At 63.9% G+C, this 18,790-nt stretch carries 17 protein-coding genes and 2 pseudogenes; 12 read left to right on the forward strand and 7 right to left on the reverse strand.

The features are described 5' to 3' along the window. The first annotated feature begins 90 nt into the window (after positions 1-90). The 5 genes from NKK47_RS03815 to NKK47_RS03835 all read left to right on the forward strand — a co-directional run bounded on the left by NKK47_RS03815 (position 91) and on the right by NKK47_RS03835 (position 5,080). Positions 91-1,125: a Gfo/Idh/MocA family protein gene (locus NKK47_RS03815; RefSeq protein ID WP_352456540.1), complete on the forward strand. Its 1,035-nt coding sequence runs from the start codon at positions 91-93 to the stop codon at positions 1,123-1,125. Further along, positions 1,125-2,030 carry a sugar phosphate isomerase/epimerase family protein gene (locus tag NKK47_RS03820; protein WP_502896708.1) on the forward strand — a complete coding sequence of 302 codons (906 nt, stop codon included), beginning with the start codon at positions 1,125-1,127 and terminating at the stop codon, positions 2,028-2,030. Before NKK47_RS03815 ends, NKK47_RS03820 begins: the two co-directional genes overlap by 1 nt. A 107-nt stretch (positions 2,031-2,137) precedes the next feature. Next, the gene (locus NKK47_RS03825; protein WP_352456538.1) at positions 2,138-3,151 is read left to right on the forward strand and encodes a substrate-binding domain-containing protein; all 1,014 of its coding nucleotides are present in this window, start codon (positions 2,138-2,140) and stop codon (positions 3,149-3,151) included. An 85-nt stretch (positions 3,152-3,236) separates the two neighbouring features. Then, positions 3,237-4,034, forward strand: a complete 798-nt coding sequence (locus NKK47_RS03830) for an ATP-binding cassette domain-containing protein (protein ID WP_352456537.1) — start codon at positions 3,237-3,239, stop codon at positions 4,032-4,034. Then, positions 4,031-5,080 carry an ABC transporter permease gene (locus tag NKK47_RS03835; protein WP_352456536.1) on the forward strand — a complete coding sequence of 350 codons (1,050 nt, stop codon included), beginning with the start codon at positions 4,031-4,033 and terminating at the stop codon, positions 5,078-5,080. Before NKK47_RS03830 ends, NKK47_RS03835 begins: the two co-directional genes overlap by 4 nt. Positions 5,081-5,191: 111 nt before the next feature. Here the strand turns inward: NKK47_RS03835 and NKK47_RS03840 are convergent, their stop codons facing one another. Beyond that, on the reverse strand, positions 5,192-6,130 hold the full coding sequence (locus NKK47_RS03840) for a Bug family tripartite tricarboxylate transporter substrate binding protein (protein ID WP_352456535.1): 939 nt from the start codon (positions 6,128-6,130) through the stop codon (positions 5,192-5,194). A gap of 190 nt (positions 6,131-6,320) precedes the next feature. On the opposite strand from NKK47_RS03840, the pseudogene NKK47_RS03845 reads away from it, so the two are divergent. Beyond that, positions 6,321-6,566: pseudogene (locus NKK47_RS03845) on the forward strand (helix-turn-helix domain-containing protein); the annotation flags it as partial. Between the two features lie 55 nt (positions 6,567-6,621). Here the strand turns inward: NKK47_RS03845 and NKK47_RS03850 are convergent. Then, a complete protein-coding gene (locus NKK47_RS03850) occupies positions 6,622-9,345 on the reverse strand; it encodes an ATP-dependent helicase (RefSeq protein ID WP_352575127.1) in 2,724 nt (907 codons plus the stop codon). Between the two features lie 251 nt (positions 9,346-9,596). On the opposite strand from NKK47_RS03850, the gene NKK47_RS03855 reads away from it, so the two are divergent. Continuing rightward, positions 9,597-11,909 (forward strand): glucose/quinate/shikimate family membrane-bound PQQ-dependent dehydrogenase, encoded by a 2,313-nt coding sequence (locus NKK47_RS03855; RefSeq protein ID WP_352456533.1) that lies wholly within the window; start codon positions 9,597-9,599, stop codon positions 11,907-11,909. Positions 11,910-11,919: 10 nt separating this feature from the next. Here the strand turns inward: NKK47_RS03855 and NKK47_RS03860 are convergent, their stop codons facing one another. Together NKK47_RS03860 and NKK47_RS03865 are read right to left on the reverse strand one after the other, a co-directional pair. Next, complete coding sequence (locus tag NKK47_RS03860) at positions 11,920-12,351, reverse strand: hypothetical protein (RefSeq protein ID WP_352575128.1); 432 nt, start codon at positions 12,349-12,351, stop codon at positions 11,920-11,922. A 9-nt stretch (positions 12,352-12,360) separates the two neighbouring features. After that, a complete protein-coding gene (locus NKK47_RS03865) occupies positions 12,361-12,510 on the reverse strand; it encodes a hypothetical protein (protein WP_352575129.1) in 150 nt (49 codons plus the stop codon). A gap of 253 nt (positions 12,511-12,763) precedes the next feature. Between NKK47_RS03865 and NKK47_RS03870 the strand changes: the two genes are divergently transcribed. Next, entirely contained in the window at positions 12,764-13,663 is a 900-nt protein-coding gene (locus tag NKK47_RS03870) for a dienelactone hydrolase family protein (protein ID WP_352575131.1), read from the forward strand. Here the strand turns inward: NKK47_RS03870 and NKK47_RS03875 are convergent, their stop codons facing one another. Beyond that, positions 13,664-14,572 carry an EamA family transporter gene (locus NKK47_RS03875; RefSeq protein ID WP_352575133.1) on the reverse strand — a complete coding sequence of 303 codons (909 nt, stop codon included), beginning with the start codon at positions 14,570-14,572 and terminating at the stop codon, positions 13,664-13,666. A 90-nt stretch (positions 14,573-14,662) separates the two neighbouring features. Between NKK47_RS03875 and NKK47_RS03880 the strand changes: the two genes are divergently transcribed. Next, positions 14,663-15,142 carry an Lrp/AsnC family transcriptional regulator gene (locus NKK47_RS03880; protein WP_352575223.1) on the forward strand — a complete coding sequence of 160 codons (480 nt, stop codon included), beginning with the start codon at positions 14,663-14,665 and terminating at the stop codon, positions 15,140-15,142. A 72-nt stretch (positions 15,143-15,214) separates the two neighbouring features. Here the strand turns inward: NKK47_RS03880 and NKK47_RS03885 are convergent, their stop codons facing one another. Both NKK47_RS03885 and NKK47_RS03890 read right to left on the reverse strand, forming a co-directional pair. Then, entirely contained in the window at positions 15,215-15,412 is a 198-nt protein-coding gene (locus tag NKK47_RS03885; protein WP_023676715.1) for a hypothetical protein, read from the reverse strand. Between the two features lie 147 nt (positions 15,413-15,559). After that, positions 15,560-16,045 (reverse strand): thioesterase family protein, encoded by a 486-nt coding sequence (locus NKK47_RS03890; protein ID WP_352575134.1) that lies wholly within the window; start codon positions 16,043-16,045, stop codon positions 15,560-15,562. Positions 16,046-16,164: 119 nt separating this feature from the next. Between NKK47_RS03890 and NKK47_RS03895 the strand changes: the two genes are divergently transcribed. The 3 genes and pseudogenes from NKK47_RS03895 to NKK47_RS03905 all read left to right on the forward strand — a co-directional run bounded on the left by NKK47_RS03895 (position 16,165) and on the right by NKK47_RS03905 (position 18,768). Continuing rightward, on the forward strand, positions 16,165-17,583 hold the full coding sequence (locus tag NKK47_RS03895) for an FAD-binding oxidoreductase (RefSeq protein ID WP_352575136.1): 1,419 nt from the start codon (positions 16,165-16,167) through the stop codon (positions 17,581-17,583). A 5-nt stretch (positions 17,584-17,588) separates the two neighbouring features. Further along, positions 17,589-18,146, forward strand: a complete 558-nt coding sequence (locus NKK47_RS03900; protein ID WP_352575137.1) for a hypothetical protein — start codon at positions 17,589-17,591, stop codon at positions 18,144-18,146. Between the two features lie 103 nt (positions 18,147-18,249). Further along, a pseudogene (locus NKK47_RS03905) lies at positions 18,250-18,768 on the forward strand (hypothetical protein). Positions 18,769-18,790 lie beyond the last annotated feature (22 nt).

Below are 18,790 nucleotides of genomic sequence, written 5' to 3' on the forward strand. Positions count from 1 at the left end.
TTCTCGTAAACGTTTACGGAAGAACGTTTGCGGCCCTGCCGTGAACGCCGTGACGATCGGTCTGGAGGGGCCGAGAGGGAGGAGTGCTGGATGATCAATGTCGTCCTGGTCGGCTGCGGCGCGATGAGCAAAGCCTGGCTCGATGCAGCCAAGCAGATCGACGGGCTCGCCATTGTCGGCCTGGTTGATCTCGACGCCGAAAGGGCGCGGGCAAGGGCGCGCGAATACGAGCTTTCCGGCGCCGTCATCGGAACCGACCTCGACGCCGTGCTCGACCAGACCAGGCCCGACGCGGTGTTCGACGTGGTGGTTCCCGCCGCCCGCCGCGAGGTCGCGCTTTCCGCCTTTGCCCACCATTGCCATCTCTTGACCGAAAAGCCGCTGGCCGACAGCCCGGACAATGCGCGTGCCATTGTCGAGGCGGCCCGCAGCGCCGGCCGCATCCATGCCGTCGTGCAGAACCGCCGCTATGTCGCCAACGTCAGGCGCATCCGGCGCTTTCTCGATTCCGGCGCCATTGGTGCGCCAACCAGCATCCACGCCGATTTCTTCGTTGCGCCGCATTTCGGCGGTTTTCGCGAAGAGATGCGCCATGTGCTGCTGCTCGATATGGCGATCCACACATTCGATGCAGCCCGCTACATGGTGGCCGGCGAACCGGCCGGCGTCTATTGCCAGGAGTGGGAGCCGGCCAACTCCTGGTATCGGCAAGGGTCGTCGGCAACCGCAAGCTTCGACCTCGGCGGCGGCAAGCTGTTCACCTATGCCGGCAGCTGGTGCGCGGCCGGCTTCCGTACCAGCTGGGACAGTACATGGCGGATCGTCGCCGAGCGCGGCAGCATTGTCTGGGACGGCGCGGACGGGTTGAAGGCGGAAGTCGTGCGGCCGGTCCGTGAAGGCCTGTTCGACCGCACCGAACCGATAGCCGTGCCGCCGCTCGACCCGGCAGATCGCGTCGGCGGCCATCTCGGCATCATCCAGGATTTCGTCCGCGCCGCCGAGACCGGCACCGCGCCGGAGACGCGCGGCGCCGACAACATCAAGAGCCTGTCCATGGTTTTCGCTGCGATCGAGAGCGCCGAAACCGGGCGCCGGGTCGCTATCGCCTCACAGGAAGGATCATGATGCCAAACCCGCTGCTCGACATCAGGATCGGCACCATGGTGCGCGCCAACCTCGACGACCCGGCCGCCTATGTCAGGCAGATCCTGCCGCTCGGATTCGAGAGCATCCAGCCGTTCTTCTGGCAGACGCTGGGCGGCAAGGACATTCCGCGGCTGGCGGGCGAGATCCGCGAGGCGATCGGCGATGCCGATGTCATCGTCTCGTCGATCGGCGTGTTCGGCAATCCGCTGGAGAGCGGCGAGATCGATCGCGGCGTGCTCGAGGCGTGGGAAACGATCATCGACAACGCGCATCTGTTCGGCACCAATGTGGTCAGCGGCTTCACCGGTCGCATCCGAGGCAAGCCGCTGCCCGACAGCCTGCCGCGCTTCCGCGAGGTCTGGGGGAAGCTGGCAAAGCGGGCCGCCGACAAGGGCGTGCGCATCGCCTTCGAGAACTGCGCGATGGACGGCAACTGGGCCAGCGGCGACTGGAACATCGCCCACAATCCGGACGCCTGGGAGCTGATGTTCAACGAATTGCCGGACGACAATCTCGGCCTGGAGTGGGAGCCCTGCCACCAGCTGGTCTATCTGATCGATCCGATCCCGCAGATCCGCAAATGGGCGCAGCGTATCTTCCACGTCCACGGCAAGGACGCGACGGTGCGCTGGGACGTGATCCGCGAACATGGCGTGTTCGGCCGCCTGCCGTTCGTGCAGATGCGCACCCCTGGCTTCGGCGATAGCGACTGGACGCGGGTGATCAGCGAGCTGCGGCTGGTCGGCTACAAGGGCGCCATCGACATCGAGGGCTGGCACGACCCGGTCTATCGCGGCGATCTCGAGATCACCGGCCAGGCGCGTGCGCTGGATTATCTCCAACAATGCCGGGGAGGCGCGAGCTACCTGCCGAACCCGGTGTGAGAAGTTTCGGCCGGCGGGAGGTGCCGGCCAGCGAAAGATTGCGGCGCAATGCCGAAGCGATCGTCGAAACCCCTCGGCTAGCGAGGGAACAAAGGGAGGATAAGTGCATGAGCATTACGATGAGAAGGACAGTTCTGCGCTCGACCGTCGCGGCAGCCGCGATGGCGCTCGCCGCCGCACTCTCGACCTTGCCGGCGCAGGCGCTCGATGCCCAGTGGTGCAAGGATGTCCATATCCGTTTCTTCGTCGGCGGGGCGGAGGGCGATGCCTTCGGCACGATCGTCTATAATGGCGCCAAGCAGGCGGCGGCCGATCTCGGGCCGAAAGTCGACTACATCTTTTCCCAGTGGGATGTCGAGAAGATGGTGCAGCAATTGCGCGAGGCTGTCGCGGTCAAGCCCCAAGGCATCGCCATGATGGGCCACCCCGGCGACGCCGCGATCATGCCGTTGGCCGAACAGGCGCACAAGGACGGCATCAAGATAATGTACCAGAACGTGCCGGTGCCGACGGTCACGGCGGCGTTCGGCGGCGGCTATGTCGGTGCCCAGCAGGAGCAGCAGGGCCGCGCGCTTGGCGCCGAGGCGGTCAAGCTGGCCGGGCTCAAGGCCGGCGACAAGGCAATCATGATCGGCCCGTTCGAGAACGAGAGCCGCGGCGCGCGAGAACGCGGCACTGTCGCTGCCCTCAAGGAAGCGGGCGTCGAGGTCATACAACTCTCCTCGCCACCGAGCGGCGAATGGGCTTCCGACCCAAATCTGGCCCTTCCGGTGATCACCGCGGCACTGCTCAACAATCCCGACGTCAAGGCGGTTGGCTATCCCGGCGGACAGATGCTGGGCAACGTCCCGACTTACATGCAGGCGGCGGGCAGGAAGCCGGGCGATATCTTCAACTTCGGCTTCGACACCAGCCCGCAGATCGTCGAGGGCTTCAAGGGCGGCTGGGTGCAGCTGACGGCCGACCAGCAGCCGTTCCTGCAAGGCTATCTGCCGATCCTCAGCCTCTGCCAGCAGGTAGTGCTCGGCCTTGCGCCGATGAATGTCGATACCGGCGCCGGCTTCGTCACGCCGCAGAATTACGAGATCGTCGCCGAGCTCGCCAAGCAGGCGTTGCGCTGACCTCCCAAGCCGTCGGCCGGGATCGAGCCCGGCCGGCGGGACCGCCGGCGAAAAGGCCGGCACGCGACATCAAGCGAGGATCGCCATGGCCGAACGCATCATCGAACTGCGCGACATCAGCAAGTCCTACGGCCAGGTCTATGCGCTGGGCGGGGTCAATCTCAGCGTCGATCGCGGCGAGGTGGTCGGTCTGATCGGCGACAATGGCGCCGGCAAGTCGACGCTGATCAAGATCCTGTCCGGCGTGGTCAAACCGACCAGCGGCGAGATTCTCGTCCGCGGCAAGCCGGTGACCGGATGGAGCCCTGCGCGCTCGCGCGACGCCGGCATCGAAACGGTGTTCCAGGACCGGGCGCTCGCCGTGCAGCAGACGATCGTGCGCAATATCTTCATGGGCCGCGAGCTCACCGGCTGGCTTGGCTGGCTGAAGGTCAACAAGGAGATTGCGGAGGCGAGCCGGCTGATGCGCGAGATCGGCTTCACCTCGAAAGTGTTCACGCCACAGTCGATCGTCGGCCAGCTCTCGGGCGGCGAACGCCAGGGCGTGGCGATCGCGCGGGCCATCTATAAGAAGGCGGAGCTGATAGTCCTCGACGAACCGACGACCGCGCTATCGCTGACCGAGACCGCCAAGGTCTTCCACTTCGTGCGCCAGGTGCGGGCGAGCGGTCGCTCGATCCTGTTCATCGGCCACAACATCCACCACGTCTTCGATATCGCCGATCGCTTCGTGGTGCTGGACCGCGGCAAGGTCGCGCTCAGCGCCGACCGCAGCGAGGTCAAATCGGCCGAGGACCTGATCAATTTCATGGAAGACGTCGCCCACCCCAGCGGATTGCCGGGGTTGCACGACGCGGGCGATGCGGAGAGGGCGGCACGATGAGCAAGACCATGGAACCCGATCTGCAGAGCCCCCTCGGCGGCACGCATAATGAGGCCGCCGGGAAAGAGTGGAGACACCCGTCCGACAACTGGCTGCGCGGGTTCATCCTCGACAACCGCGCCGCGCTCGGCACGCTTGCCGTGTTCATCGTCATGATGGCGGTGTTCATGATCGCCAACCCGATCGTGTTCACCACCTGGTATCTTTACAGCTCCGTGCTGACCACGCTGCCGGTGGCGCTGTTCGTGGTGGTGCCGCTGGTCTTCGTCGTCACCTGCGGCGAGATCGACCTGTCGTTTCCGGCGACGATGGGCTTTGCCTCATGGGTCTTCGCGCTGGTCGTGCAGGCCGGCTACGACCCGTTCCTCGGCATCGCCGCCGCAATGGTCACCGGCATGCTGCTCGGCTTCCTGGTCGGCTCGCTGGTCGTCTATGGCGGGCTGTCGTCGCTGATCGCCACGCTCGGCATGAACTTCCTGCTGCGCGGCCTGATCCAGATCATCAACGAGGGCAGGTCGACGGCGCTGACCGGCCTTGCCGACAGCTGGGCCTACAAGATCTTCTCCAGCCAGGTTTACGGCATTCCGGTGCAAATCTTCTGGGCCATCGCCTTCGTCGTGCTGTCGGCGCTGCTCTACAACCGCCATCGCTTCGGCGCGCAGGTCAAGGTGGTCGGCGACAATCCCGACAGCGCCCAGCAGATGGGTATCGACGTCAAGCGCGTCAGGGTGAAGGTGTTCGTCTTCGTCGGCATCGGCGCGGCAATCGCCGGCACGTTCTCGGTGATGATCAACTTCACCTGGTGGCCGACGGCGGGCGACGGATACCTGCTGCCGGTGCTGGCATCGGTGTTCGTCGGCGGCACTCCGACCTGGGGCGGCATCGGCACCGTCGTCGGCGGCGCGATCGGCGCGGTCACCGTCTCCTTCATCCAGACCGGCGTCGTCGCGGCGGGCCTGAGCGGCTTCTACGTCCAGTTCTTCAACGGCCTGATCATCATCCTGTCGCTGCTCGGCCATAAGTGGAACCAGGCGCGGTATCGCTAGTGGTATCGACCTAACATAAGAGTCCGGCTTGGGATTCCCTTTCTGGCGCATGCGCACAGGAATATCCTTCGTTGCGCGAATTATGCAGACACCTCATCAGGCCGTTCCCTATTAGGGCTTGACACTGGCGGCTTTCATGAGTCGCGCCGTAGCTTCACTCTCGCTTTCCACGAAACGCACAAACTCGGGCTGCGTCATGCTCATTGGCTCGCCTCCGTGTTTAGCGATCCACTCGCGCAGGTCCGGTCCAGTGAGCACGCGCCCGATGTCGTTCGAAAGCTTCTCAACCACGCCGGTCGGAGAGCCAGCCGGCGCCCACATTCCATACCAGATCGGGAAGTCGAAGCTGACGACGCTCGCCTCCGCGATTGTCGGTACCTCCGGGAGCAAGGTCGAGCGCCGAGCGGTACTCACGCCTAGCGCAACGAGTGTGCCGTCGTGAATGTGGGGCAGGGCAAGAGAGATTGGCACCAAATAGTAAGTGAAGCGCATCGCTATCGCGTTGGCGATCGTATCGGCGTTCGAATCATTCGGCGAGGGAGGCACATGCAGCGCCTTGATTCCCGCCGCTTGATTGAATTTCTCGACTCCAACATGTGTGCCGGTGCCTATACCGGTGGATCCAAATTTGAGCTCACCTGGCTTCGCCCTCGCCGCCGCAATGAGTCCGCCGACGGTGGTGACACCAGTCGCCTTGCCTGCCACGAGTACGTAGGCTTGCCTCGTGAGCGGAATGATCGGAATGAAATCCTTCAACGGGTCATACGGGAGGTCTTTCAAGAGCGCCGCACTGTATGCCTGAGCGTTGGTGTTTATCAGCAGCGTGTAGCCGTCGGCCGGTGACTTCGCGACCTGGGCAGGGCCCGCAGTGGCTCCCGCACCTGGGATGTTCTCCACTGTCACCGGTTGGCCCCACAGCTCAGAAAGCTTCGGGGCCAGGGCGCGGGCCAACAGATCAGGCCCGCCGCCCGCCCCGAACGGCTCAATGATGCGTACCGGCTTGGCCGGATAGTCTCGTGCGGACGCGGCCAGATTTGTTGCGCTTCTCATCGTGTCCTCATGTGCCTCGGCACAGCCAACGAGAAATAGCAAAGAGCAACGCAATTGATCGAAGCGTCAGTCCCATAAGATTTCTCCTTGTGTGACTCAAAAAGCTACCTACTGGTATCGGCCCAACATAGCCTAACATAAGAATCCGGCTTGGGATTCCCTTCGGCGAAAGCGAATGCGAGTCTGGCGCGTGCGCACAGGAATATCCTTCACCGTTTCGCCGACCGATCGCCAGCGACTGATGGCTGTCGTAAAAGACCGCAATGCGCCGCAAAAGCATGTTTGGCGCGCCGAAATCATCCTGTTGAGCGCCAACGGCGTCGGCACCGTCGAGACCATGCGGCAGACCGGCAAGTCCAAGACCTGCGTGTGGCGCTGGCAGGAACGCTTTGCCGAGGAAGGCCTCGAAGGGCTGTTGCGCGACAAGACGCGACCTTGCAAGCGATTGTACCCTATTTGTTCTGGGGGTGCCAGACAATTTTCCACATGCCTCACACCCCGGTGACAAACCCGTCCAGCACGCGTTTCTGGCCGGCCTTGTCGAAGTCGATGGTCAGCTTGTTGCCTTCGATGGCGGAAATGTTGCCGTTGCCGAATTTCTGGTGGAAGACGCGGTCGCCGACGCTGAAGGGGGACGGCGTGTCGGCGACGGATTTGGCGACCAGCTCGCCGTCGATTGTGCGCCCCTTGACCGAGGTGCGGCCGGCGCCGTAGCCGGAGTCGGTTTCGCCGTAGCCGATGCGCTCGACCTGGTGGCCGGAGCGCGTGCCCCAATTGCGGTCGGTCGCCTCGGTGCGGTTGGCTTGAGCACGCTGCCAGCCCGGCGTCGCATAGGTGCTGGAGAAAGCGCCGGATTTCTCGGCGCCGTTATTGCCGCCGATGTTGTCGAAGCGCGATGCTCCATAGGGGTTCTGCCTGCCTGCCCCTTGGCCGCCACGACCGGAGGCGAACGAGCCGCCACCATAGGCATTGCCGTAGCCGCCATAGGAGTTGCCGCTCTCGGAAACTTCGACATGGGCTTCCGGCAGTTCGTCGAGGAAGCGCGACGGGATGGTTGACTGCCAGAGGCCGTGGATGCGGCGGTTGGAGACGAACCAGATGTGCAGGTTCTTCTTGGCGCGGGTCAGGCCGACATAGGCGAGGCGGCGTTCCTCCTCCAGCCCGGAGCGGCCACCCTCGTCGAGGGAACGCTGGTGCGGAAAAAGACCTTCCTCCCAACCAGGGAGAAAAACGGTTTCGAATTCGAGGCCCTTGGCCGAATGCAGCGTCATGATGTTGACGGCGTCGAGCTCGGCGTTCTGCTCGGCGTCCATCACCAGCGCGACATGTTCGAGGAAGGAGCGCAGCGATTCATACTCCTCCATGGAGCGGATCAACTCCTTGAGGTTCTCGAGGCGGCCGGGCGCTTCAACCGAGCGGTCGTTCTTCCACATGTCGGTGTAGCCGCTCTCCTCCAGAATGGTCTCGGCGAGCTCGGTGTGCGGCGTGGTTTCCAGCGCCTTCTGCCAGCGCTCGAAATTGGCCGATACCTCGCGCAGTGCGGCGCGCGGCTTCGGCTTCAGCTCGTCGCTTTCGGCGAGTTTTGCCGCCGCCTCCGACATCGGGATGCGCAGCGCCCGTGCGGTGTCGTGGATCTGGCGGATGGTGGCCTCGCCAAGGCCGCGCTTCGGCACGTTGACGATGCGCTCGAAGGCGAGGTCGTCGGCGCCTTGTGCGACGACGCGGAAGAAGGCCAGCGCATCGCGGATTTCGAGGCGCTCGTAGAAGCGCGGGCCGCCGATGACGCGGTAGTTGAGGCCGAGCGTGACGAAGCGGTCCTCGAATTCGCGCATCTGGAAGGACGCGCGGACGAGGATCGCCATGTCGTTGAGATTGTGCTTCTGGCGCTGGTAGGCCTCGATGGTCTCGCCGACGGCGCGGGCCTCCTCTTCGGAATCCCAGGCGGCATGGACATGCACCTTCTCGTCGTCCTCGGCGATCTTTTCGGTGAACAGCGTCTTGCCGAAGCGGCCCTCATTGTGGGCGATGAGGTGGGAGGCGGTGCCGAGGATGTGCGCGGTCGAGCGATAGTTGCGCTCCAGCCGGATGATGGTGGCGCCGGGAAAATCCTTGTCGAAGCGCAGGATGTTGTCGACCTCGGCGCCGCGCCAGCCATAGATCGACTGGTCGTCGTCGCCGACGCAGCAGATATTTACGGTGGACAGGCGCGGGCTTTCCTCCCCCTTGAGGGGAGGGTGGCCGGGCGAAGCCCGGTCGGGTGGGGTCCGTGCGGCAGTGCTCGACCTACCGGCGGCAGTGCTCGACGCTCTAGCGGTGCCTTCTGCGGCAACCCCCTCCGCCCGCTTCGCGGGCACCTCCCCCTCAAGGGGGGAGGATTGCGGCCGCTGCGCCAGCAGCCGCAGCCACATGTACTGGGCGGTGTTGGTGTCCTGATACTCGTCAACGAGGATGTAGCGAAAGCGCTTGTGGTATTCCTTCAGCACGTCCGGATTGGCGCGGAAGATGCGGATCGGATGGCACAGGAGATCGCCGAAGTCGCAAGCGTTCAGCGTTTTCAGCCGCTCCTGATAGGCCTTGTAGAGCTCGCGGCCCTTGCCGTTGGCGAAGGCACGGGCATCGCCCTCGGGGATGTCGGCGGGGCCAAGGCCCTTGTTCTTCCAGCCGTCGATCATCTGGGCGAACTGCTTGGCCGGCCAGCGCTTGTCGTCCAGCCCTTCGGCCTGGATAAGCTGCTTGATCAGGCGCACCACGTCGTCGGTGTCGAGAATGGTGAAGTCGGATTTGAGCCCGGCCAGCTCGGCATGTCGGCGCAGCAGCTTCACTCCAATCGAGTGGAAGGTGCCGAGCCACGGCATGCCCTCGACATTGCCTTCGCCGATCAACAGGCCGATGCGCTGCTTCATCTCGCGCGCCGCCTTGTTGGTGAAGGTGACGGCGAGGATCTGCGAGGGGAAAGCCTTGCCGGTGGCAAGGATGTGGGCGATGCGGGTGGTCAGGACGCGCGTTTTGCCAGTGCCGGCGCCGGCCAGCACCAGCACCGGGCCTTCGGTGGTTTCCACCGCCAGCCGCTGCTCGGGGTTGAGGCCGTTGAGATAATCGGGCGCGTTGTTCTGGTTGCTGCGGGCAGCCATGGCGCGCGCGGCAATGCCCGACGGGGCCACGGGCCGCGCGTTCGGTTCGTCAAAAAAGGGCATGTCTTCCGAAAAGCCGGACATCTCCCCCGAATGTAGTGATTCGGCAGCGAAAGGCCAGAAGTGTCTCCGTTTTGTTCTCTGTCCAGTCGGTAGACTCACAATCTGAATGGGTCTGCTAACCAAAACGCCGGGCTTGCGATGGGCCGGCACCGTAAAACGCCGAGCTTGCTTGACAGGGGAAGCGGGCCGGAGAAAGTTGCGTGGGGGCAGGAACGCAATGCGGGGTTGCCCATGGACGCGTCGCGGAGCGCACCAGTCGAAGGAGCACCGTCTTGGCTGTGGTCATCACCTCCCTGATCCTTTTCCTCATCGGCCTGGCGATTGGCGGCGGCGGCATCTGGCTCGTGACGCTGGGCGGCAGCTGGTACTACGTCATCGTCGGTCTAGCTTTCCTTGTCGCGGCCTGGCTGCTCTACAGGCGCAGATCCACGGCGCTGTGGCTCTACGCGGCGATCGTGCTCGGCACGCTCGCCTGGGCGGTCTGGGAGACCGGCTTCGACTGGTGGGAGCTCGGCCCGCGCGGCGGCATCATCGTGCTTGTCGCGCTATGGCTGTTGACGCCATGGGCGCGGCGCGGGCTTACCGGTCCCGACGGACGCGCGCCGCTGATCCTCGCCGTGCTGGCCTCGCTTGCGGTCGCCGGCTATTCGATGACGACCGATCCAAAGGATATTGCGGGTGAACTCAACACCGACAAGGTGACGCCGACGGCCGATCTCGGCGGCAACGTGCCGGCTGGCGAATGGCACTATTACGGTCGCACGCAATATGGCCAGCGCTATTCGCCGCTCGACCAGATCACCGCCGAAAACGTTGCCAATCTGCAGCCGGCCTGGACCTATCGCACCGGCGACGTGAAAGGGCCCGACGACATCGGCGAGACGACCTATCAGGTGACGCCGCTAAAAATCGGCGACACGCTCTACATCTGCACGCCGCATAATTTCGCCATCGCCATCGATGCCGCGAGCGGTAAGGAGAAATGGCGCTTCGATCCGCAGGTCAAGCTCAACAAGGACCGCCAGCACCAGACCTGCCGCGGCGTGTCCTATTATGCCGATGCCAAGGTCGCCGCCGGCCAGCCCTGCGCCACACGCATCTACCTGCCGACATCCGACGCCCGGCTGATCGCGCTCGATGCGGCGAATGGCCAGGTCTGCCCGACTTTCGCCGAAGGCGGCACGCTGAACCTGCTCGCCAACATGCCATATCCGAAGCCGGGCTATTATTATTCGACCTCGGCGCCGCTGATCGTCGCCAACAAGATCATCGTCGGCGGCGCGGTCAACGACAATTATTCGACGCAGGAGCCGTCCGGGGTCATCCGTGCCTACGATGCCGACACCGGCGCGCTGTTGTGGAATTGGGATTCCGGCAATCCGGATCAGACGACGCCGCTGCCGCCGGACCAGACCTACACCAACAACTCACCCAACATGTGGTCGACGGCGAGCGTCGACGAGAAGCTCGGGCTGCTTTATGTGCCGCTCGGCAACAAGACGCCGGACCAACTCGGTGCCGGACGCAGTGCCAATGACGAGAAATTCTCCTCTTCGATCACCGCGCTCGATCTCAACAGCGGACAATTGCGCTGGGTGCGGCAGACCGTGCACCACGATCTCTGGGACATGGACGTGCCGGCGCAGCCGACGCTGGTCGACATCACCACGGAAAGTGGCGTGGTGCCGGCGCTGGTCGGGCCGACCAAGCAGGGCGACCTCTATGTGCTCGACCGGCGCAGCGGCGAGCCGATCGTTCCGGTCAAGGAAGTGCCGGCGCCGGGCGGCGCGATCGAAGGCGACCATACCTCGCCGACGCAGCCGGTCTCGGACCTGAGCTTCAGTCCGAAACCGCTGACCGGCGCGGACATGTGGGGCATTACCATGTTCGACCAGTTGGCCTGCCGGATCGAGCTTCGGAAGTTGCGCTATGAGGGCCGCTATACGCCGCCGTCGCTGCAGGGCTCGCTGATCTACCCCGGCAATTTCGGCACCTTCAACTGGGGCGGCGTGGCAGTCGATCCGGTCCGGCAGGTGATGTTCGGCATGCCGACATACCTGGCGTTCATCTCCAAGCTGGTGCCGCGCGCCGACGTGCCGCCGCCCGGCGACACCAAGGGCAGCGAACAGGGCCTGAACCGCAATGACGGTGCGCCTTACGCAGTCATATTGAAGCCGTTCCTGTCGCCGCTCGGCATTCCCTGCCAGGCGCCGCCCTGGGGCTATGTGGCGGGTGCCGACCTTCGGACCGGAAAGATCGTCTACAAGCATCGCAACGGCACCGTCTACGACATGACGCCATTGCCGCTGCCATTCAAGGTCGGCGTGCCCGGCATTGGCGGGCCGATGATCACTGCCGGCGGCGTCGCCTTCCTCGGTGCGGCGGTCGATGACTATGTGCGCGCTTATGACCTGACAACCGGCAAACAGCTCTGGCAGGCGCGGCTGCCGGCGGGCGGGCAGTCGACACCGATGACCTACACGGTAGCCGACGGGCGCCAGTTGGTCGTCATCGTTGCCGGCGGCCACGGCTCGGTCGGTACCAAGCCGGGCGACTATGTGATGGCCTATACGCTGCCGAAATAGAGAAGTTCCTTCAGAGCCCGAGATGCCCTTTCAGGTCGGGTACCGATGCAAGTACCTCACTGGTCAGCTGCGGGCCGGCGGCTGTCTCGGCCTGCTGGACCAGCATCGTGCCGGCCTGGCTGATCTGTGCGAGCGTGAGGCCTGATGCCTTGAGTATGGCGACGCCGTTGATCAGCGCGCCGGTCTTTTCGCCGAGAGCGCCACCGAGCGCGCCCTCCAGCGAGGACAGCAGGCCACCACCGGAAGCTGCGCCGGGAGCCATGACATCATATTGCTTGGCCAGGGCGTCGGCTCCCGGGATCTTGCCGAAGAAGCTGGACAGAGTCGTGCCTTCCGCTTCGTGTTCGAGCACCGAGAAAATCGTGCCGGCGATCTTTTCCGTCAAAGCCTGGTTGAGACCGGATTTCTGGGAGACGGTGTTGATGATGTCCTGAACGTCCATGACCTTTCCTCAGGCTTTGGTGTTTGCGGCCGGGTGCCGGTTGGCGCGGATCTTGATCAACGATCGTTTGAATGCGGTGAAGGCAGTGAACCGCAGCGCCAGCAAAGCCATAGCGGCGAGGGCGAACCCACTTGCCAGAAGCGGGGAGGGAAAGGTCATGGGCGTAATTCCTTCGTCGTCAATCAGGCATTCTTTCCTCGCCAAATGGCGCGAGCGAGGCCTAGCCTGGTAAGTTTGTTTTATATGGTGGTGCGTGCATTTAGCATTGCCACAAAGGACCAAAATTTAACGACAGTGGGGCGCGCGGCATCACGGCCCTCGTGCAGGGACTTATGGCAGCCTCACTCAGCCGTGACTGGACCAGACAAGCTTCGGCTCTATGTTGCCGCGGGGGGCCGACGAGGAGCGCGCCATGACAACACCTGCCGGACCCACTGCCGCCGAGCCTGTCATTACCCAGGCGATGATCGATGCCTATGACGAATACACGCATCTGACGCTCGACCGGCGGCGCTTCATGGAGCAATTGACCAGGCTTGCCGGATCGGGTGCGGCAGCTGCCGCGATCGCGCCGCTGCTGGCGGCGAACTCGGCCCAGGCGGCAATCGTCGCGGAAGACGATCCGCGTGTGAAAGGCGAGGACATCAGCTATCCCGGCAGCGGCGGCGAGATGAAGGGCTATCTGGTCAGGCCGGCGGACCAGACCGGCAAGCTTGGCACCGTCATCGTGGTGCACGAGAACAGGGGTCTCAACCCGCATATTCGTGATGTGGCGCGGCGCGCGGCGCTGGAAGGGTTCGTGGCGCTTGCGCCGGACTTCATGACACCGCTCGGCGGCACGCCGGACGATGAAAACAGGGCACGTGACCTGTTTTCCCAGCTCGATCCAGCACAGGTCGCCGCCAATGCCGTGGCAACCGTCGCCTATCTCAAAGGCTACAAGGACGGCAACGGCAAGGTCGGCGCCGTCGGCTTCTGCTGGGGCGGCGGCACGGTGAACATGCTGGCCGTCAACGCGCCGGACCTCGCCGCCGCCGTCGCCTATTACGGCATGCAGCCAAAGGCCGAGGACGTGCCGAAGATCAAGGCCGCGCTCATGCTGCATTATGCCGGGCTCGACACCCGCACCAATGCCGGCATCGATGCCTTCAAGAAGGCACTCGACGCGGCTCATGTCGAATACTCGGTCTATGTCTATGAAGGCGCCAACCATGCCTTCAACAACGACACGTCGGCGGCCCGCTACGACAAGAAGGCGGCTGACCTCGCCTGGGGCCGGACGATCGCTTTCCTCAAGGAGAAGCTGGTCTGATCAGGTGGGCGCCGGCGCCGGTTTGTGAAGGGCGACGCCGGCCACCACCAGCGCGATGCCGATGCAGTCGGTGAGGCTCGGCACCTGCCGCAGCACAATGACGCCGATCAACGTCGCGGTGACCGGCAGCAAAGACAGCATCAGCGCGAAGCTGGAGCGCGGCAGCCGCGACATGGCAAGCTGGTCGCAAATATAGGGAATGACCGACGAGCAGATGCCGACGCCGACCCCCGCAAGCAGCAGCGGCGGCGCCGAGAAAGCCGGCAGAGCATCGGCGAAACCGATCGGCAGAACGACGAGAAGGGCGACCGCCATGGCGGCACCCAGCCCGGCGATGCCATCGCCGGCGCCGCCGCGTGCGACGCGGTGGCCGAGCACGATGTAGCCAACGAACAGCGCGCCGTTGAGGAAGGCCCAGAACAGGCCGACGGGATCGCTCGACCATTTGACGTCGATCAGCAACAGGGTGCCGGCGACAGCGATTGCGAGGGCGGCGAGATTGCGCGGGCTTCTGAGGCCAACAAGCGCAACGCCGATGGTGCCGACGAATTCGATCGCCGCCACCAGCGAGATCGGCAGCCGGTCGAGCGCCAGGTAAAACGAGCAATTCATCACCCCAAGGCAGACGCCGAAAGCCACAAGCAACAACCGCGTCGAGCGATCGGCGCGGGCGAAGACCGCCCATGGCCGGGTCAATGGGGCAAAGACGAGTGCCGCGGTGGCGATGCGCAGCCAAGCCATGCCCAGCACGCCGACATGCGGGAACAGCAGCACCGCCAAGGCTGGTCCGAGATAGTGGAACACGGCGCTGACGCCGAACCAGAGATGCGGCGGGACCGCGTTTGCCAAGGCAAAGGCGGGGCCGGTGAGTGCCGGACTTGCTGCGGGGGCTTGCGTCCGATCTTCCATGGGGTCAGTATCGCAGGCGATTTTTGCCATTGATATGGATGATGGCCGGGCATTGCAGCCATTTCCTTTCCGAAAGCAAGGAGTATTCCGCTGAAACGCCTTCGAAATGAAAATAGCGATCTGGATGCGGCGGACCTGAAAATCCTGCGCCTGCTGGAAAAGGACGCGCGCACCAGCACCGCCGAACTGGCGCGGTCGGTCGGCCTGTCGGCGCCGAGCGTTGCCGAGCGCATCAAGCGGCTGCAGGAAAGCGGTGTGATCGAGGCCTATACGGTGCGTATCAATCCGGCCGCGCTCGGCATGAAGCTGTCGGCATGGCTGCGCATCAGGCCGGTGCCGGGGCAACTGGCTGTCGTGGCCGAAATCATCCGCGACCTACCGGAAATCGCCCAATGCGACCGGGTCACCGGTGAAGACTGTTTCATCGCGCTGGCGCATGTCGCCTCGGTGGCCGAGCTCGAGCGGGTGATCGACCGGATCATTCCGTTCGCGATGACCAATACGGCGATCATCCAGTCGTCGCCGGTGGTGCCGCGATCGCCGCTGGGGCCGGTGAAGCGCCAGCCTTGACGCTTGGGATCGTTCGTCAGCACATCATCAGAAATGCAAACCGGACGGCCGGTCTGTTTCTTCCCCCACTGTTCAGGCGTGGCCGCGTTTCATCCGCGCCTGCTTCAGGATGGCGCGCCAGCGGATCATGGCGAAGGGGATCGGCTCGTTGTTGTTGGCGATGTGGAAGATCTCGTTATTGAGGTTCTTCAGCGAGCGCCAGAAATCATAGTCGGTGATGCGTGGATCAGCCGCCAGCCTGTCCGCCTCGACCTTGATATCGGTTTTCATGCACGTTCCCCGAACCGCTGCTGCTCCGCCGCCCGTATCGCAATTCGATGCGGACGGTTTTCCAACGCCGCGCTGAGTCGTTCAACGTCTCAATTCGGCTTGTTCACGTTAAAACCTCGGTAAGGTTAACGGCGGTTGGACCGTGGTTCAAGCCGGCTTACGACGAATACCGATCGAGCGGCCGGCGCGCTCCGGCATCGGCAGGGCGGCATGGGCGGCGCGCATCGCTTCCACCCTGGCCAGGACGTCGGCGGGGAAGGGCGCGACCTTCGGGCCAGCCATGTCGACGTGCAGCGACAGCGTTTCGGATGTGGCGGCAAGCCAGCCGTCTAGATGGCGGATTTCCTGATAGGCCCTCAGCCGCTTGTCGTCATGGTCGAGGAGTTGGAACGAGACCGTGACCTTGTGGTCGAGATGCAACTCCTGGAGGTAGCAGACATGGACTTCCGCGGTGTAGATGGTCAGCCGCCGTTCCCTAACATAGTCCGGCCCCATCCCCATCATCTCGAATGCTTCGTCGGAGCACCGGTCGAACAGCACGTTGTAATAGGCCATGTTGAGATGGCCGTTGTAGTCGATCCAGGCCTCCTCGATGTCCATGGCGCGAGAGACGAAAGGGGCGGGGATGGGCATCGGAAACTTCCTTCTCGTCATGCCGGGGTGAGCGTGGACTGGACAGAGCGTGGTTGGTGAGACTACGCATCCCTAGATGCAGAACAAGGGTGGACGCTGGTCCATTCGCGGAGGAATCGATGGCTCTAAGCGACCTCAATCCGGTCGAGCGCAACGAAGAAGGCATTGCCGCCGTACTCGGCATCCTCAAGCAGCGGCTCGGCGAGCGATTCCAGACCGGCCAGGCGATCCGCGCCCAGCACGCGCACACCACGACCTATATCCCGACGCAGGCGCCGGACGGTGTCGCCTTTGCCGAGACGACGGAGGAAGTGCAGGAGATCGTGCGCGCATGCGCGGCGCATCGCGTGCCGGTGATTGCCTTCGGCGTTGGCTCTTCGCTGGAAGGCCACACCAATGCGCCGGGCGGCGGCATCTCGCTCGATACGTCACGCATGAACCGCATCATTGCGGTCAATCCGCAGGACCTCGACTGCACCGTCGAGCCCGGCGTGACGCGCGAGGATCTGAACCGGCACCTGCGCGACACCGGCCTGTTCTTTCCGATCGACCCGGGCGCCAACGCCTCGCTCGGCGGCATGGCGGCGACGCGGGCGTCGGGCACCAACGCGGTGCGCTACGGCACGATGCGCGAGAACGTCCTGTCGCTGACGGCGGTGATGGCCGACGGGGAAGCAGTGACGACCGGCAAGCGCGCCAAGAAAAGCTCGGCCGGCTATGATCTGACGCGGCTGCTGATCGGTTCGGAGGGCACGCTCGGCATCATCACCCAGCTGACCTTGAAGCTGCAGGGCATTCCACAGGCGATTTCAGGCGGCGTCTGCCCGTTTCCCAGCCTCGAGGCGGCGTGCAACGCGGTGATCGCGACCATCCAGATGGGCATTCCGGTGGCGCGCATCGAACTGGTCAACGCGCTGCAGATGCGGGCGATGAAGACCTATTCGAAGCTCGACTATCCGGAGAGTCCCTGCCTGTTCGTCGAATTCCACGGCAGCGATGCCGGCGTCGCCGAGCAGGCCGAGACCTTCGGCATGATCGCCGAGGAAAATGGCGGCGGTCCGTTCCTGTGGACCAGCGTCGCCGAAGAGCGAACGAAATTGTGGAAGGCCAGGCACGATGCCTACTGGTCGTCGCTGACGCTGCGGCCGGGCGCCAAGGGCCTGTCGACCGATGTCTGCGTGCCGATCTCGCGCTTTGCCGAATGCGTCACCGAGACCGAGGCGGATATCGCGGAGATGGGCCTGATCGCGCCGATCGTCGGTCATGCCGGCGACGGCAATTTCCATGTGCTGGTGCTGATGGACGTGGACGATCCGAAAGAGATCGCGCTGGCGGAAGAATTCGTGGCGCGGCTCAATATGCGCGCCATCGCCATGGACGGCACCTGCACCGGCGAGCATGGCATAGGGCAGGGCAAGATCGGCTTCCTGCGGCATGAGCTCGGCCATGGCGTCGACATCATGCGCACGATCAAGCAGGCGCTCGATCCGCTGAACATCATGAACCCGGGGAAGATACTGCCGGGCGTGGGGAAGTAAGGGGTATGGCCGCCCTTGAGACACTTCTGCCAATCGAGGTGCCACCGTCGTCCGCCGGTGCACCGTTGCCTCACGTCTTTGCGGATGAAGGCAAGCTGCTCATCACCTACGTCGCCAACAGGCCGGAGCCGTCATTCGATGGCACGAATCCGCGTTCGGTTTCGCCGGCAACGGATAACCAGCCCATCGCAATCCTGACGGCGGATCCTTATCTGGCACTGCAATTCGGCCCGCCGAATGACGAAGCCATCAACGGGCATCGGCTTTATGGGCTCGGGTTGAAGCCATATTCCGCGTTCGAAGTTTTCAACTCGTCCTGGATCGCTTCTCTGGAAAGGGCAAATCGGGTTCACCCATCCCATACCCCTGAGCTGTTTTCAGGCTATCGCCATTTCATCCTGACGTTTCAAGATTCGACGCTGGAATTCATCGCTAAGAGTTTCTCGACTAGTGTTCGCGAGGGAGCGGTGTTGAGCGCACTGATGGAGAGCGTTGGCCATTCTGTTCCAGCGCATCGTGTCAAACCAACTGGATTTTTCACACGGCTTTTGAGACGCGGTTGATCGCCGAGACTTCCATGTGTCTTGATCGCATCGCCGTTTGGTCGCAGACTTCGGCCCAAGAGAACCGGGAAGAAGCGGTCTTCACCAACGGAGGAGCGGTGTCATGGCGATTTCGTGCAAGGAAGAGGCTCGGGCACTGAGCGCCGACGAGCACGGTCTGGTCCAGAATCGCACCATCCGGCGGTGCAGGGTCTTGCCGACGCCGAGCTTGCCGGCCTGGTCAAGCTGCTGAGAGAGCGGCGCGACGAGGCGCAGACCGAGGCGCATCGGCGCCGACGCGAAATACGCGGCAAAGGCTCGCCGAAGGGGACTGCCGCCTCAAAGCTGATGGCGGCTCGCAGTTGAAGCTTGCAGTGCTGGCGATGGCCATGCGACGGCTCAATGGCGAGACCGAACGCCGCCGCCAACTGTTGGCGCGTGTTTCGCTGGTCGAGAATGCACGCAAGGCGCTGTCCATGAGCAAGGCGCTGCCGCGGACGGTCCCGAGTTCAACACGCGTACCGTGCACAAAGGCATGCGCGCGGTCGCCAGCCGGCGGCCAGAGAATCTGATCCGACCGATGGAACGCGGCCGGCAGCGGCAGGCGGCAAAGGTGGCGCAAGCAAAGCGCGACGCGCGCTGAGTTTTCTCGGCTACCTTCTTTT

This window comes from Mesorhizobium sp. M0019, from assembly GCF_040323975.1.
Taxonomy (GTDB): Bacteria; Pseudomonadota; Alphaproteobacteria; order Rhizobiales; family Rhizobiaceae; genus Mesorhizobium.